The organism is Arcobacter iocasae, assembly GCF_042214795.1.
Taxonomy (GTDB): Bacteria; Campylobacterota; Campylobacteria; order Campylobacterales; family Arcobacteraceae; genus Arcobacter; species Arcobacter iocasae.
Genome location: NZ_CP090177.1, coordinates 758,279 through 775,017 on the forward strand (window position 1 = coordinate 758,279; position 16,739 = coordinate 775,017).

The window sequence follows — 16,739 nt, forward strand, 5'->3', positions numbered from 1 at the left end:
CATAAAAAAAGCTTGGCTAAAAAGCCAAGCTTTTAAAAACTTATTCTTTTCTTCTTATTAACAAGAATAAGTACTCATAAATTCAAACGCAGTTGGTCTAGCTTCATCAGGCCATACTTGAGTTTCAAATTTATAGTGTTGATAAGTATCTATCATATCTTGAGTAAATACAGGTTTTAAGAAATCATTATCTCTAATTAATGCTTCTAATGAACCTCTTAATGTATGAGGCATTTGAGGAATTTTTCTTTCTCTAATTTCATCTAAAGGCATTTCAAATAAATCTTCATCCATTGGACCAATTGGTTCAACTTTATTTGCAATTCCATCAAGTCCAGCCATTAACATTGCTGCAAATCCTAAATAAGGACAAGAAGTAGAATCAGGGAATCTCATTTCAATTCTAGTAGCTTTTTCACCTGCTCCATAAGGAACTCTACAAGAAGCTGATCTATTTTGAGAAGAGTAAGTTAAGATTGAAGGAGCTTCAAATCCTGGAATTAATCTTTTGTATGAGTTAGTTGATGGGTTAGTAAATGCAGCAACTGCTCTTGCGTGTTTAAAAATTCCACCAACATAATGTCTAGCTGTTTCAGAAAGGTTTCCATATTCACCCTCTTTGTAGAATAAATTTTTACCATCTTTCCAAATTGATTGGTGTACATGCATACCATTACCATTATCACCATAAAGTGGTTTTGGCATAAATGTACAAGTTTTACCATTTAAGTGTGCAACCATTTTACAAACATATTTATATTTTTGAACATTGTCAGCAGCTTCAATCATATCACCAAATACTATACCAATTTCACCTTGAGCTTGAGCAACTTCGTGATGACCTAAAATAACTTCTAGTCCAACTTGTTCTAAAACTAACATCATCTCAGCTCTTAAGTCAACCATTGAATCTGTTGGTTGAACTGGAAAATATCCACCTTTAGTTCTAGGTCTATGTCCAGTGTTTCCACCTTCGATTTCTCTTGCATCTGCCCAACAACCCTCTTCAGAATCAACTCTATAATATGATTCATTAATATTATCAATAATTTTTACATCATCAAAAATAAAGAATTCATTTTCAGGTCCAAAATAAGCAACATCACCAACACCAGACTCAGTTAAATGAGTTAATGCTTTTTTAGCAATAGATCTTGGACATTTTTCATATATCTCACCTTTATAGATGTCAAAAACATCACAAATTACAATGATTGTTGAATCTGCTGTAAAAGGATCTAAAAATGCAGTACCAACATCTGGTTTTAATAACATATCTGATTTATTAATTGGTTGCCATGCATCAACTGATGAACCATCAAAAGGTAAACCATTTGTTAAATTACCTTCATTTACAGCACTTAACATATAAGACAAATGATGCCACATACCTTTCATATCTGTAAATCTAAAATCTACAAATTTTACTTCATTTTCTTCACAATATTTAAAAAACTCTTCTGTATTGTTAACAAATTTACCCATATATAATCTCCTGATATTTTGATTTAATATATCTTATCAAAATTAAGTTTATAAATTCCCAAATTTTTGTATAAAAAATAAACATTTATTACATTAATTAAAAGATATTTTATAAAACATCTGGTTAAAAATTAACCAGCATTCTCTCTCTATTCTCAAATGTCGCTACTTTTGTAAAGCCAAAAGATTTCACATAGTTTATTACTTCTTCGTATTTAAAACCTACTTGTTCAAGACTGTGAGCATCAGAACTTAATGTTATTGGAATATCAAGTTCATAAACCAATTCTAAAATATCTTTTGAAGGATAAATTTCTTTTATAGGTTTTCTTAATCCTGCTGCATTTACTTCTATTACCATCTCAGATTTTTTTATCTCTTTAAGAGCATTTTTTGCTATTATTTTTACATCTTTTTTTGGTAGATATTTAAATATTTTGATTAAATCAATATGCCCAATAATATCAAAGTGTTTTGATTTTGCAAGAGCTTCAACTGTATCAAAATAATCTTGCCAAATCTTATCAATATCACTATTTTCATACTTCCCTATAAATTCTGGATTATCAAAACCCCAACCATCTAAAAAGTGTACAGAGCCTATAAGATAATCAACTTTAGCATTTAAAATCTCATCTAGCATTTTTATATTTTGCATAAAATCAACTTCATATGCCAACAATATTTTTATTTTATTTTTATATTTTTCTTGTAGTTTTTTAACTTCATTTTCATAAAAGTCTTTTTGAGAAATATCTAGTCTATATTTTTCATCAAAGTTCATAGGAGCATGTTCAGAAAAACCAAACTCATCAATTCCTAATTCAATTGCTCTTAATACATACTCTTCCATTGTTCCCGTAGCATGGTTACAAAGTGTTGTATGGTTATGCAAATCTACTCTCATGCCAATATTCCTGAACCTTCTATTTTAGTGCTTCGATCAAGGGCATAAACTCTTTTACCATTTAAAATATCATATTTCCAAATAGGAGCAGACTTCTTAAAATCTTCCACAAACTCATCTATTAATTCTAGTGCAACTCTTCTTTTAGGAGAACAAACAGCTGCAATATATGAACTTTCATGATTTAGAACATCTCCCCTGCTATGAGCCATAAGTACAATTGCATTTAAAGACTTTGCTTTATCTTGCCAAGCGTTAAACCAATTATTTAAAATTGGCTCATAAATATCAAAAGATAAGCCTTCAATACCATCTTCATCTCTTACAACTCCCACAAAAGTAATAATTGCACCATAATTAGAATTTTTAAACTCTTCATGCCAAGTATTTGTAATATTTTCTACAGGTAAAGACCCATCAAAAAGTTGTAATTTTCTATCATTATTCATTATTCATTATTCACTTTTCATTAAATTATTCATCCACCACAAACAGGAGGCAATAAAGATACTTTATCTCCGCTATTTAGCTCAACATCTTTTGAACTAACCATCGTATCATTTACTGCAACTGCGCAGTTTTCAAGCCACTTAACCATATCTTGTTCATCTTTTAATATAACACTTAGCTCTGATAAATTTTTTATATCTAAAGTAAGTGGTTTTTTGTTAATTGGGCCTAGAAATTCTATAGTTACCACTTTAACTCCTTTTTACTAATTTTTAATTATTATATCAAAACTATTTTAAAGGAAAACAAATAAATGATATTTGCAAAAATCGATTATATAAATTTATTACCTTTTCATGTATATTTTAAAAAAAATATTAAACCAGCAAAATTAAAAGCAATTATTAATTCTAAAAAATCATATCCTGCTGATATTAATAAAAAATTTTTAAATAGAAAAGTTGATGCAGCTTTTATTTCCTCAATTAAATCTAAAGGACAAAAGTCACTAGATTTTGGGATAATAGGAAAAAAAGAAATTCTTTCTGTTTTGTCAATTCCAGGTGATTATAAAGAAGACCATGAGTCAAATACTTCAAATTTATTAGCAAAAATTTTACAATGTGAAGGACAAGTTCTCATAGGAGACAAAGCTCTTAAGTATTATGTTAGTCATGATAAAGATAGCTTTGTAGACTTAGGTAAGCTTTGGACAAAAAAACATAACCTACCCTTTGTTTTCGCAAGGCTTTGTTATAACAAACATGGTGATTATTTAAGAAAAATAACTAAGAATTTCAATAAAAGAGCAGTAAAAATTCCTCAGTATATTCTAAAAGAGTATTCACAAAGATCAGGTATTTCAGTAAAAGATATACAATTTTATCTTACAAAACTTGATTACAAAATAGAAAAAAAAGAGAAAAAAGGCTTGAGCCTTTTTTTCAAACTAGCAAAAGATATAAAATAAAGGTAAAAAATGCAAATTATTGATTCAGTTATATTAGGAATAATAGAGGGATTTACAGAATTTTTACCTATATCTTCTACGGGACATTTAATTGTCGCAAGTGAGTTTTTAGGATTAAAACAAGATAGTATGAATAAAGCTTACGAAGTTATAATTCAATTTGCTGCAATCTTAGCAGTTATATTGAACTATCCTGATAAGTTTTCAATTAAAAAAATTGAACTATGGAAAAAACTAATTTTAGCCTTTATTCCAATTGGTGCAATAGGTTTTTTGTTTTCACACCAAGTAAAAGCTATGTTTTCAATAGAAATAGTCGCAACAATGTTTATCATTGGTGGAATTGTTTTTTTAATTGTAGAAAAATTTTATGATGAAAAAAAATCCCATATAACAGATGTGGAACAAGTAACTTACAAACAAGCTTTATACATAGGAATTGCACAAATATTTGCACTGATTCCTGGTACTTCAAGAGCTGGTTCTACAATTATTGGAGCTATGTTAGTTGGCCTAAATCGAAAAGCAAGTGCTGAGTTCTCTTTTCTATTAGCCTTTCCTGTTATGTGTGCAACTACGGGGTATGATATATTAAAACACTATAAAGATTTTACTGATGCAAATCTTATGATTTTAGCTATTGGTTTTGTAGTTGCTTTTATAGTTGCTTTTTTAACTATTAAATTATTTTTAAAATTTTTACAAAACTTTACTTTTGTAGCTTTTGGTATTTATAGAATTATATTTGGTGTAATTTTACTTCTAATTTTTACTTAATATAAAATCTATTATTTTTTTAATTGCATCATTTGAAATCAATGTTGATAGATTTTCAGATATAGATTTTATATCACTATTAATTGCTTCAAATAAAATATCTTTATTTAATTCTTTTTCCCTAACTAAAAATGCAAGTTTTTTCTCTTTTAAAAACTTTGCATTTCCATATTGATGATCTTGTGCAGCAAAGGGAAAAGGAACAAAAAGTGTAGGTAAACCATTTGCAACTAGTTCCCATAATGTTGAAGCACCAGATCTACTTATTGCAAAATCTGCTTCTTTCATTTTTTCAATTAATTCATTTGTAAAATCAAAAACATCTACATCTAAACCCAATTTCTCATATTCACTTTTAACTCTTAAAAAATCCCTATCTCCAGTTTGATGAATGATTTTAATTCCCATATCATCTAAATCTTTTGCTACACTTATTGCAAAACTATTAAGTGCAACAGCACCTTGTGAACCACCTAAAAAAATCACTTTTTTTACTTCAGTTCTTATTCTTGAATTCAAAAAGAACTCAGAACTTACTGGATAATCTTTTATTTTAGACTCTTCTAAATATGAAGAAAAAACTTCAACTGCAAATTTTGAGGTAAGTTTATTTAATCTACCCATATAAGAGTTTTGTTCATGTATATATAATTTGCAAGAAGGAATTACTATTGAAGCAAAAGTTGCAGGAGCAGCGGAAAAACCCCCTACACTAATCACACTCTTAACATCATTCTTTATAAAATAAACACAACACTTAAGTGTTTGAAAAAAGATTTGACCAAGGGCTTTTATTTTTCCAAATAATCCTTTATTAACTACACCTTTAGTATTTAAGAAATATGCCTTCTCTAAGTTCTTATAATCTTCAAACCATCTTTTATCTTGCCCATTTAAAGAGCCAATGAAAATGGGTTTACTATTTCTATTAACAGCCAATTCATCAATAAATGCTTTTGCAACTTTTAAATGACCACCAGTACCACCACCAGTGATTACAATTTTTCCACTCATTATTTTCTCTCTTCTTTTGCTAATTTACTTATTGACAAAATTAAACCTATGGATATACCAAGACTAAGCATAGACGAACCACCATAACTTAAGAAAGGTACAGCAATACCTTTAATAGGAATCATTCCTGATATTCCATAAGAATTAATTAAAAAGGCAATAATAATCATCAATCCTAATCCCAAGGTAAATAGGTGATAAATAGGATTTTCTACTCTTTTACTTATTCTAAATATTCTCCAAACAATTACATACATAATAGCACTTACAATAAACAGACCTAGAAAGCCTGCTTCTTCAGTGATACCAGCTAAGATAAAGTCAGTATGAACTTCTGATAAAAATCCTAATTTTAAATTACCTTGTCCCAAACCTGTACCAAAAAATCCACCATTATGAATAGCATTTAAAGAGTGAGACACTTGATAAGGTTCTGGTAATTCATCTATTCTAAGATGTTCATCAGCCCATTTTGGAAGTATTGACAATATCTTATCTTGATTTAGTGCCCACCAAGAGTAAATTCTTTGTACCCTATGAGGAGCTGCTAGAATCAGAGATATAAATCCTATAACAATTAAAAAACCTAAAGCCAAAAATATTTTAAAACTTCTATTTGCAAAAATTAATAAAATAACTAAAATTAGCCCTAATAAAACAACTTGCCCTAAATCTTTTTGCAAGAAAGCTACTAAAAATACTACAAGTAAAAAAGCCACAAAATATGGCAATAATAATATTGTTTCTTCTTTTAAACCCATTTTTTTAGGCTTATCCATAACTCTTCTGTGAAATGACCAAGCAAGAAAATAGATAAATCCTATTTTGAAAAACTCTACAGGAGATAAAGAAAGACCAGGAAGTCTAATCCATCTATTTGCTCCTCCGGAACTTGTTACCATAGAAGCTGGTAAAAATGGCATAGCAATCATTAAAATTAGAAAAAGTATAAATAAAAACATTCCCACTTTTCCAATAATAAAATCAGGGTTAAAAAATGAGATTCCCCACATCAAGAATATTGATAAGACTCCCACTAGTAGCTGTCTTTCAAAGAAATGATATTGAGAATATTCATAAAATACAACAGTATAAACACTTAATGAATATGAAAAAATTATACTCACAATTACTAATAATGATGCCAATATAAACAGCAAATAGTCTGGTTCTGAAAAGTTCTGATTTGATTTAAACATTTTTTGGATAAAATTCATTTCACATTATAATCTAATATGGATAAAGATGTCTTCAAAAAACATAAACAAAATTACTAGAATTAAAAAAATTTTTATAATACTTATTTTTATTTTCTTAAGCTTAATACTTTTACTGTCAAATGTCTTCGTTACAATCACGGATAAAAGAAGGCTGCCCAATTTAGAAAGCAGTAAAACAGAACTTGCAATAAGAGGAAATATATTAAGTGAAGATAATTTTAAAATTGCTTCTTCTTTAAAATTATACAAAGCAACTATAGATACTAGATTTTTAGATATGAAAAAAATTGATTTATTTGTTAAACTTTTCTCTATTTATAGTGATATACCTGAAGCTAAAATATATGAAAAGATAAATGATTCACTTAAAAATCCTGGTTCAATTGTCCTTTCATATAATATTGATTCAAAAACTGCAAAAAACTTAAAAGAGTTAGGCTTTAAGCTAAGACATTTAAATGTTTTCAAATCCATAGAAGTCAACGATAACAAAATATTAAGAGGACTAAATATAAATGAAAGTGGAGAGAAAAGATTATACTCATATGAAGATACTTTAACTCCTGTTGTTGGATATATAAGAAAATATGAAAGTGATAATGGAAAAACAAAAGTTAATGGAATAAAAGGTTTAGAAAAAAGTTATAACAATATTTTAAATAACACAAAAGATGGTAAATTAGAAGGTACAAGAGATGTACTTTCATATATCTCTTTTAATAAAAATTCAATTGTACAAAATAGAGTTGATGGTGCAGATTTAATTTTAAACATACCCCTTAGGCTTCAAAAAAATCTAGAACTTATGCTTGATAAATTCAAGACAAAATTAAGTGCAGATGAAATTATTGTCTCAGTAATGGAAAGTGACACAGGAAAAATTAAAGCCTTAGCCTCATCAAATAGATTTAATCCAGGACTAATTAGACAAACTGATATCCCATACTTAGATGTAAGCGCTATAGAATTTTTATTTGAACCAGGTTCAATCATAAAACCTGTTTCTATTTCCCTTGTTATGGATAAAAATAGAATCAAAAAAGATGAACTATTTAATGCATATAATAACGGTAAATTAAACTCAAAAGGGGAATATCCAAGGGGAAAATATAAGCTTGGCAGATTTACAATTGGAGATGACCATGAATTTACAAAACATTATTTAACAGTTGATGATATATTTATTTATTCTAGTAATATAGGAACTTTACAATTAGCTCAAAGATTAAGTGGTAAAGAGATGTATGAAGGGCTTAAAAGCTTTGGAATAACAGAAAAAACACAAATAGACTTGCCTTATGAAAAAGTTGGAGTAATGCCAACAATAAGACAATTTTCAGCAGGAGAAGACAAAGGTGAAGACAATGTCTTTAAAGCAACCATTTCATATGGGCAAGGTATGACAGCTACTTTTATGCAAATGCTTAAAGCCTATTCTGCATTCAACAATAATGGAATAATTGTAACACCAAAGATTGTTCAAAGTTTATCAGTAAATGACAAGAAAGTAAGTTTAGCTGATAATACACAAAAAAGAGTTATCTCTAAAAAAACAGCTAATGAAATAAAAAGATTACTTGTAAAAACAATAACAAAAGGTACGGGAGTTAATGCTCAAGTTGAAGGTATTGAAGTTGGAGGGAAAACAGGAACTGCCCAAATTGCAAGACATGGTAAATATCAGGATATATATATTTCATCTTTTTTTGGTTTTGCAAATGACAAAAATAAAAAGTACACAATAGGAGTAACTGTAATAAATCCTATATCTACAGGAAAATATTGGTACTACCATTATGCCTCATGGTCAGCTGTTCCTGTTTTCAAAGAAGTAGTTAATAATCTTGTTAAACTTAATTATTTAACTAAGAGTGCAGATAACTAATTTATTTAATCTCTTTAATACAGAAAATTGATATAATTCCATAAATTTTAAAGGATAAAAATGTTTGGATCAAAAAAAGATTTAAAAAAATACGATTTACCAAAAGAAGAGTTAGAAAAATTCCAATATGCAAAATTTATAACAGATAAAGGTGTAATTTGGACTAAATTATTTCCAGAGTCAACTCCAATAGCTGTATCAAACTTTGCAACACTTGCAAATGATGGATTTTATAATGGGTTAATTTTTCACAGAGTAATTCCAGGGTTCATGGCACAAGGTGGATGCCCAGATGGTTCTGGAATGGGAGGACCTGGTTGGTCTATTCCTTGTGAGACAGATGCACCTAATCAAGTTCACAAAAAAGGTACATTATCAATGGCACATGCAGGACGAGATACTGGTGGAAGCCAATTCTTTATTTGTTTTGTTCCTTGCCCACATTTAGATGGTGGACATACTGTTTTTGGAGGAATTGAAGAAAATGATTCTGAAAGTTTTAAAACACTAGATTCTATTGAACAAAAAGACAAAATAATATCAATAGAAATTTTGCCATCAAAAGATGCTAACTAATATAATATTATTTATTCATATAATTTCAGCTACCGCCTGGGTTGGTGGTGGCTTGTTACTTTTTGGTATGGGTATTTATTTTAAAGACAAAAACACACAAAATGTAATTTACTCTCATATTGGGCCATTTTACGGCTATTTCCAATTAATTTGGCTTACTCTATTACTTATCACAGGCTTGCTCTTACTTAATCATCACAATCTATATTCAATAATATTAAACGAAGAGTTTAAAAATAGTCAATTTGGAATATTATTATATAGAAAACTACTAATTGTATTTTTAATAGTTATTGCAACAGCAATTCACATGTATATATCTCTAAAAGCCCATGGAAGAGAAAGAACAAAGAAAGAAAAAATGATATCTAGAACCTCTTCTATGTTTATCTTTTTCTTTAACTTCTCAATTATTTGGTATGCCATAAACATATCTCGATATTTTACTTAAGGATACTAACTATGTACAATCCAATTTCATGCGAGTTCTTCGATCAACTTGATATTGCTATTAAAAGAAAAATACCCTCTACAATTATTTATTTTAATAATGAAGAGATATTAACAACAAAAGGCTTAGTTAATACACTAATTGTTATTGAAGGAAAAGAGTATTTAGTACTAGATAATAAACAAAAAATTAGACTTGATTTAATTATCTATTTTAATGGAAAAAAATATATAGAAATTTAACTATAATCTAAATAAAACCTAAAACATAGGAATAAATCTTAATAAATTCTACTGCAATAAATAAATAACAGTAAAAAAAGTGCTAAAAAAAAGCTCAGTGCTAAAAAGACTGAAAGTCTAAATAGAACTAAGCTTAAAAAAGACTCAAGAGTTGGCGACGACTTACGTTTCCACAAGGGGACCCTGCAGTATTATCAGCGATGAAGTGCTTGACTTCCGGGTTCGGAATGGAGCCGGGTATTTCCACTTCTCTATAATCACCAACAAAGTTGAGTAGTAAAAGCAATAAATGCTCTTAATACTCAACTCAATCTTGAGTATATTAATGTTAAAGTCTTTTACACACATACTCATTAAGTATGTACTTAATAAGATAGTAAACCAAGAAATATATAAAATAAGCCAAACGATCTATTAGTACTGGTCAGCTAAATGAATTACTTCACTTACACATCCAGCCTATCAACCAGCTAGTCTTGCTGGGATCTTCAGGGAAAGTTCATCTTAGAGTTGGCTTCGAGCTTAGATGCTTTCAGCTCTTATCACATCCGTACGTAGCTACCCAACGATGCTCTTGGCAGAACAATTGGTACACCAGTGGTACGTTCATCCCGGTCCTCTCGTACTAGGGACAAATCTCTTCAACTTTCCTACGCCCACGGAAGATAGGGACCGAACTGTCTCACGACGTTCTGAACCCAGCTCGCGTACCGCTTTAAATGGCGAACAGCCATACCCTTGGGACCTGCTCCAGCCCCAGGATGCGATGAGCCGACATCGAGGTGCCAAACCTCCCCGTCGATGTGAGCTCTTGGGGGAGATCAGCCTGTTATCCCCGGCGTACCTTTTATCCTTTGAGCGATGGCCCTTCCACACAGAACCACCGGATCACTATGACCGACTTTCGTCTCTGCTCGAGTTGTATCTCTTACAGTCAGGCTGGCTTATGCCATTATACTCAACAAGCGATTTCCATCCGCTTTGAGCCAACCTTTGCAAGCCTCCGTTACTTTTTAGGAGGCGACCGCCCCAGTCAAACTACCCACCAGACATTGTCCTGAACGAGGATAACTCGTCCCAGTTAGTAACTCAAATATTCAAGGGTGGTATCTCAAGGGTGGCTCCCTATGTACTTGCGTCCATAGTTCATAGCCTCCCACCTATCCTGCACATGAATATCCAAGCTACAGTGTCAAGCTGTAGTAAAGGTGCACGGGGTCTTTCCGTCTTTCCGCGGGTAGGAGGAATTTTCACCTCCACTACAATTTCACTGGATCCCTGGTTGAGACAGCTCCCATCTCGTTACGCCATTCATGCAGGTCGGTATTTAACCGACAAGGAATTTCGCTACCTTAGGACCGTTATAGTTACGGCCGCCGTTTACTCGGGCTTCAATCAAATGCTTCGCTTGCGCTGACATCATCAGTTAACCTTCGAGCACCGGGCAGGCGTCACACCTTATACATCCTCTTGCGAGTTAGCAAAGTGCTGTGTTTTTGGTAAACAGTCGGGAGGGACTCTTTGTTGCAACCTCTATCGCTTTTGAAAGCAAGTTTCTATACAATAGTAGGCACACCTTATACCGAAGATACGGTGCTAGTTTGCAGAGTTCCTTAACCAGGGTTCTTCCACGCGCCTTAGAATACTCATCCCACCCACCTGTGTCGGTTTACGGTACGGGCAACAAATAATATACTTAGTGGCTTTTCTTGGCACGACAGTATCATCGATTCTGAATTGATTCCGAAGAATCGCAACAGCCTGTAAGATCTCGGTCGAATGTATCCCGGATTTGCCTAAGATACAACCTACATCCTTCGAGCCACTATTCCATCAGTGACCTCGATTAACTCTATGCGTCCCCACATCGCGCTTATTTGTTGGTATTGAAATATTAATCAATTTGCCATCGTCTACCCCTTTCGGACTCGACTTAGGTCCCGACTAACCCTACGATGACGAGCATCGCGTAGGAAACCTTGGGTTTTCGGCGTTGAGGATTCTCACCTCAATTATCGCTACTCATGCCTGCATGCTCACTTCTATCCGCTCCAGCACTCCTCGTCGGTATACCTTCAACGCTGAATAGAACGCTCTCCTACCACTTGTACAAGTACAAGTCTAAAGCTTCGGTGTACATCTTAGCCCCGTTATATTTTCCGCGCAAAATCACTAGACCAGTGAGCTGTTACGCTTTCTTTAAAGGGTGGCTGCTTCTAAGCCAACCTCCTGGTTGTCACAGTAACTTCACATCGTTTTCCACTTAGATGTAACTTTGGGACCTTAGCTGTTAGTCTGGGTTGTTCCCCTCTCGACGGTGGATTTTATCACCCATCGCCTGACTCCTATGATTACGCATATAGTATTCGAAGTTTGATAGGGTTTGGTACCGCGGTAAGCAGCCCTAGCCCATTCAGTGCTCTACCCCTATATGTTACGACATAAGGCTATACCTAAATATATTTCGGAGAGAACCAGCTATCACGAAGTTTGATTGGCCTTTCACCCCTATCCACAAGTCATCCCGAGACTTTTCAACGTCAATGGGTTCGGTCCTCCACTGGCTCTTACACCAGCTTCAACCTGCTCATGGATAGATCACTTCGTTTCGGGTCTGCAGCATCTGACTATGTCGCCCTATTAAGACTCGCTTTCGCTACGGCTCCGTACTTGACTTAACCTTGCCAGACACCACAACTCGCAGGCTCATTATGCAAAAGGCAGTCCGTCACCCTGTTGCAAGCAACATAGGGCTCCGAATGATTGTAAGCTAATGGTTTCAGGTTCTATTTCACTCTCCTCGCTGGAGTACTTTTCACCTTTCCCTCACGGTACTTGTTCACTATCGATCTGTAAGTAGTATTTAGGATTGGAGGGTGGTCCCCCCAGATTCAGACAAAATATCACGTGTTCCGTCCTACTCAGGATACCAATAGAGCTCTCAAGAGTTTCGTATACAGGAGTTTCACCTTCTATGCTATACCTTTCCAGATATTTCTACTACTCTTTTAAGTCTCACATTATGGTCCTACAACCCCCTATGCAAGCATAGGGTTTGTCCTAATCCGCGTTCGCTCGCCGCTACTTACGGAATCTCATTTGATTTCTCTTCCTCTGGCTACTGAGATGTTTCACTTCACCAGGTTAGCTCCCCGCAGGGTAACATATATCTCTATATGCTGGGTTGTCCCATTCGGAAATCCTCGGATCAAAGCTCTTTGGCAGCTCCCCGAGGCTTATCGCAGCCTAATACGTCCTTCATCGCCTCTTACAGTCTAGGCATCCACCATTAGCCCTTAATAGCTTATAATTTGTATAACTATATCTCTATAGTTACCTTTTTTGATAATTATTCCTTGGCTACTATCTTATTAAATACAATATTTAATAAAACAGTAATTGTGTGTTTAAATTGTTTTCTATTTTGTATTAAAATAAATCTCTTTATTCTAATTCGAAAAAATTTTAAAGACTTTAACATTAAATTTTTAAATAACATTTAGGATAAATCCTAATATTAATACTTCTCTTAAGTACTAATATTAAAATTTACTAATTTGCGTTCTACTTTGGTTTTGGTGTAATGTTGGTGGAGAATAGCGGGATCGAACCGCTGACCTCCTGCGTGCAAGGCAGGCGCTCTCCCAGCTGAGCTAATTCCCCAACAAAGATTATTCAATCATGGTGGGCCTACCAGGACTTGAACCTGGGACCTCACGATTATCAGTCGAGCGCTCTAGCCAGCTGAGCTATAGGCCCATTCTTCACCTATTATTTTCAATAACCTTTACAAACCGAATATGATATTGGATATTTACCCATTGTTTTTTTATTTCTTGAGATTAGAAACGAATCTAATCTCATTACTCTGAAAGGAGGTGATCCAACCGCAGGTTCTCCTACGGTTACCTTGTTACGACTTCACCCCAGTCGCTAAATCCACTGTGGAAGGTAGCTATTTTAGCATCCCCGCTTCGAATGAATTCAACTCCCATGGTGTGACGGGCGGTGAGTACAAGACCCGGGAACGTATTCACCGTAGCATAGCTGATCTACGATTACTAGCGATTCCAACTTCATGTAGTCGAGTTGCAGACTACAATCCGAACTGGGAGGCATTTTTGAGATTCGCTCCACGTCACCGTATTGCTGCTCTTTGTATACCCCATTGTAGCACGTGTGTAGCCCTGGTCGTAAGGGCCATGATGACTTGACGTCGTCCTCACCTTCCTCCTACTTGCGTAGGCAGTCTCGTTAGAGTTCTCAGCCGAACTGTTAGCAACTAACGACGAGGGTTGCGCTCGTTGCGGGACTTAACCCAACATCTCACGACACGAGCTGACGACAGCCGTGCAGCACCTGTATGAAAGCTCCTGCAAGCAGGCACCAATCCATCTCTGGAAAGTTCTTTCTATGTCAAGACCAGGTAAGGTTCTTCGCGTATCGTCGAATTAAACCACATGCTCCACCGCTTGTGCGGGTCCCCGTCTATTCCTTTGAGTTTTAATCTTGCGACCGTACTCCCCAGGCGGTACACTTAATGTGTTAACTGCATTACTGCAAGGTCTAGCCTCACAACAACTAGTGTACATCGTTTAGGGCGTGGACTACCAGGGTATCTAATCCTGTTTGCTCCCCACGCTTTCGCGTCTCAGCGTCAATTGTGTTCCAGTAGATCGCCTTCGCAATCGGTATTCCTTCTGATATCTACGGATTTTACCCCTACACCAGAAATTCCATCTACCTCTCCCACATTCTAGGTTAACAGTTTTGGAAGCAGTTCTATGGTTGAGCCATAGGATTTCACTTCCAACTTATTTACCCGCCTACACGCTCTTTACGCCCAGTAATTCCGAGTAACGCTTGCACCCTCCGTATTACCGCGGCTGCTGGCACGGAGTTAGCCGGTGCTTATTCATATAGTACCGTCATTATCTTCCTATATAAAAGGAGTTTACGCACCGAAATGTGTCATCCTCCACGCGGCGTTGCTGCATCAGACTTTCGTCCATTGTGCAATATTCCCCACTGCTGCCTCCCGTAGGAGTCTGGACCGTGTCTCAGTTCCAGTGTGACTGATCATCCTCTCAAACCAGTTAGGTGTCATTGTCTTGGTGAGCCATTACCTCACCAACTAACTGATACCGTACAGGCCAATCCTAGAGCCATAAATGTTTCCCTTGCAGACTTAGGTCTTAAAGGCATATGGGGTGTTAGCAGACGTTTCCATCTGTTATCCCCCTCTCTAGGGCATGTTACCTATATATTACTCACCCGTGCGCCACTTAGCTGACAATTATAGCAAGCTATAATCCGTTCTCGTTCGACTTGCATGTGTTAAGCACGCCGCCAGCGTTCACTCTGAGCCAGGATCAAACTCTCCATAAATGTTTAGTTTAATCATGACTAGTGTCTAACTCTTTTATCTAATCTTCCTAAAAAGATTAATTGCAATTGTTTACTGACATTACTCATTGTTTTTTTAATAGACGAGAATTGTATAAATTCTCTTGTTTTATATCATATTCGGTTTATAAAAGTTACTTACTTCTTAAAACCGTAGTTTGTTAAAGAACATCAACCCTTTGCGACGTTTGTCACTCAAATTGGACGGGAATTATAATAGGTTTTTTTGTCTTTGTCAAGCGCTTTTCTTTAATCTTGGCTTAAATTTTGAAATTCTTAGAATTTTTCTATATAACCTGTATTTGCATATACTCTAATGCCCGATATATCACCCTTCTTAGATATAAAACTTATTACACAATCTTCTTTTAGTAAATATGCAAAATTATCATTTTCATCTGTACTTAGCCTTGAATAGACTTTTCCATCACTTCCAAATGATAATTGTCCTATTGAGGAAGTACTATTACAAGACATAGTTATATTTTTTATTCCAAACTTTTTAGTTAATAAGACATATTCACTATTAGAATTATTTTCTTCACAGCTATTCGATGAATAAATATATTTTTTAGTTAATGGATCTTTTAAACTCTCACTTGCATTTGCATGACCTGTCATATTTGTATCACTATATATAGAATTATTGAGTTTATTTCAAAAATATTTAGAGTAATTAGCTCTGTATACTACTACTTCGTACTTTACTATAAATCTGTTTAATACGTAAAGGGTAATTAGTATTATAAGAATTAAAGTAATTATACTTATAATTAGCAAACATAAACTTTATATAAAAAGTGTAATTATTTAAGTTTTAAATATATGATTTGAAAGGTCTCTTTATTTGTTCAATAATCCCTTAAGGTTTGTGGAACTTTACAGTTTTAACTTTTTGAACACTTTGTGGAACACGAAAACTACTATAAATGCTTTATGTTCCTTAAGTAAGTATTTCTGGAACAGAAGATTTTAATACATTTTATATGAAATGTAACTCATCATTATTTTTAAAAAATTAATTGCCCGTGCTATAACGGGTAATTAGAATTCTAAATTTTTTTTACAATTTGTTATAAAGTATTATACTAACTTTTGTTAAAAACACAGATATATACAAGATATTGTTTTTAAGCAGTTATAGATAGCTTAAAATTGTAATAAAGCATATATTGGTATAAGTTTAAAATATTGACTTATTAAAAATATGGGGTGCTTAAAATAGTGTTCAAACTATCGTATAATGGGAGTAAACAAAGGTTTATTTACAAATGGCTGTAAAAAAGCTCTAAAATAAGAATAGATTGGGTTGTTAAAAATATAACAGCAAGTATATATCTTATTAAAACTTTTATA

13 protein-coding genes, 2 tRNA genes and 3 rRNA genes are annotated in these 16,739 nt (G+C 33.6%); 6 read left to right on the forward strand and 12 right to left on the reverse strand.

Annotation, left to right across the window (positions count from 1 at the left end):
• Window positions 1-57: 57 nt before the first annotated feature.
• From glnA to LXN10_RS03825, 4 genes are all read right to left on the reverse strand, one after another.
• The gene (gene glnA, locus LXN10_RS03810) at window positions 58-1,485 is read right to left on the reverse strand and encodes a type I glutamate--ammonia ligase (RefSeq protein ID WP_375724600.1); all 1,428 of its coding nucleotides are present in this window, start codon (window positions 1,483-1,485) and stop codon (window positions 58-60) included.
• 124 nt (window positions 1,486-1,609) lie between these two features.
• Complete coding sequence (locus tag LXN10_RS03815) at window positions 1,610-2,392, reverse strand: histidinol-phosphatase (protein ID WP_375724601.1); 783 nt, start codon at window positions 2,390-2,392, stop codon at window positions 1,610-1,612.
• On the reverse strand, window positions 2,389-2,841 hold the full coding sequence (locus LXN10_RS03820; protein ID WP_375724602.1) for a molybdopterin synthase catalytic subunit: 453 nt from the start codon (window positions 2,839-2,841) through the stop codon (window positions 2,389-2,391). The genes LXN10_RS03815 and LXN10_RS03820 overlap by 4 nt, the downstream gene beginning before the upstream one ends.
• 29 nt (window positions 2,842-2,870) lie before the next feature.
• The gene (locus LXN10_RS03825; RefSeq protein WP_375724603.1) at window positions 2,871-3,092 is read right to left on the reverse strand and encodes a MoaD/ThiS family protein; all 222 of its coding nucleotides are present in this window, start codon (window positions 3,090-3,092) and stop codon (window positions 2,871-2,873) included.
• 63 nt (window positions 3,093-3,155) lie between these two features.
• On the opposite strand from LXN10_RS03825, the gene LXN10_RS03830 reads away from it, so the two are divergent.
• Together LXN10_RS03830 and LXN10_RS03835 are read left to right on the forward strand one after the other, a co-directional pair.
• Window positions 3,156-3,812, forward strand: coding sequence for an MqnA/MqnD/SBP family protein (locus LXN10_RS03830; RefSeq protein ID WP_375724604.1), 657 nt, complete (start codon window positions 3,156-3,158; stop codon window positions 3,810-3,812).
• A 9-nt stretch (window positions 3,813-3,821) separates the two neighbouring features.
• Entirely contained in the window at window positions 3,822-4,589 is a 768-nt protein-coding gene (locus LXN10_RS03835) for an undecaprenyl-diphosphate phosphatase (RefSeq protein ID WP_375724605.1), read from the forward strand.
• Here the strand turns inward: LXN10_RS03835 and LXN10_RS03840 are convergent.
• Complete coding sequence (locus tag LXN10_RS03840; protein WP_375724606.1) at window positions 4,575-5,603, reverse strand: UDP-N-acetylglucosamine--N-acetylmuramyl-(pentapeptide) pyrophosphoryl-undecaprenol N-acetylglucosamine transferase; 1,029 nt, start codon at window positions 5,601-5,603, stop codon at window positions 4,575-4,577. The two genes, LXN10_RS03835 and LXN10_RS03840, sit on opposite strands and share 15 nt — an antisense overlap.
• The gene (locus tag LXN10_RS03845; protein ID WP_375724607.1) at window positions 5,603-6,820 is read right to left on the reverse strand and encodes an FtsW/RodA/SpoVE family cell cycle protein; all 1,218 of its coding nucleotides are present in this window, start codon (window positions 6,818-6,820) and stop codon (window positions 5,603-5,605) included. The genes LXN10_RS03840 and LXN10_RS03845 overlap by 1 nt, the downstream gene beginning before the upstream one ends.
• A 28-nt stretch (window positions 6,821-6,848) precedes the next feature.
• Here LXN10_RS03845 and LXN10_RS03850 point away from each other — a divergent pair, with 28 nt between their 5' ends.
• Genes LXN10_RS03850 through LXN10_RS03865 form a run of 4 tightly spaced genes read left to right on the forward strand, consistent with a single transcriptional unit; the run spans window position 6,849 to window position 9,977 of the window.
• Window positions 6,849-8,708 (forward strand): peptidoglycan D,D-transpeptidase FtsI family protein, encoded by a 1,860-nt coding sequence (locus LXN10_RS03850; protein ID WP_375724608.1) that lies wholly within the window; start codon window positions 6,849-6,851, stop codon window positions 8,706-8,708.
• A gap of 60 nt (window positions 8,709-8,768) precedes the next feature.
• Complete coding sequence (locus LXN10_RS03855; RefSeq protein WP_375724609.1) at window positions 8,769-9,284, forward strand: peptidylprolyl isomerase; 516 nt, start codon at window positions 8,769-8,771, stop codon at window positions 9,282-9,284.
• Window positions 9,274-9,735: a hypothetical protein gene (locus LXN10_RS03860; protein WP_375724610.1), complete on the forward strand. Its 462-nt coding sequence runs from the start codon at window positions 9,274-9,276 to the stop codon at window positions 9,733-9,735. The genes LXN10_RS03855 and LXN10_RS03860 overlap by 11 nt, the downstream gene beginning before the upstream one ends.
• 11 nt (window positions 9,736-9,746) lie before the next feature.
• Entirely contained in the window at window positions 9,747-9,977 is a 231-nt protein-coding gene (locus LXN10_RS03865) for a transcriptional antiterminator Rof (protein WP_375724611.1), read from the forward strand.
• 149 nt (window positions 9,978-10,126) lie between these two features.
• On the opposite strand, the gene rrf is transcribed toward LXN10_RS03865, so the two are convergent.
• The 6 genes from rrf to LXN10_RS03895 all read right to left on the reverse strand — a co-directional run bounded on the left by rrf (window position 10,127) and on the right by LXN10_RS03895 (window position 16,004).
• A 5S ribosomal RNA gene (gene rrf / locus LXN10_RS03870) occupies window positions 10,127-10,242 on the reverse strand.
• A gap of 128 nt (window positions 10,243-10,370) precedes the next feature.
• A 23S ribosomal RNA gene (locus LXN10_RS03875) occupies window positions 10,371-13,287 on the reverse strand.
• A 277-nt stretch (window positions 13,288-13,564) separates the two neighbouring features.
• Window positions 13,565-13,640 (reverse strand) — tRNA-Ala (locus tag LXN10_RS03880).
• Window positions 13,641-13,659: 19 nt separating this feature from the next.
• Window positions 13,660-13,736: transfer RNA gene (locus tag LXN10_RS03885), tRNA-Ile, on the reverse strand.
• Between the two features lie 112 nt (window positions 13,737-13,848).
• Window positions 13,849-15,365: ribosomal RNA gene (locus tag LXN10_RS03890) — 16S ribosomal RNA — on the reverse strand.
• Together the 16S, 23S and 5S rRNA genes with 2 tRNA genes alongside form the textbook arrangement of a ribosomal RNA operon.
• Window positions 15,366-15,659: 294 nt before the next feature.
• Window positions 15,660-16,004, reverse strand: coding sequence for a hypothetical protein (locus LXN10_RS03895; RefSeq protein WP_375724612.1), 345 nt, complete (start codon window positions 16,002-16,004; stop codon window positions 15,660-15,662).
• Window positions 16,005-16,739: the final 735 nt, after the last annotated feature.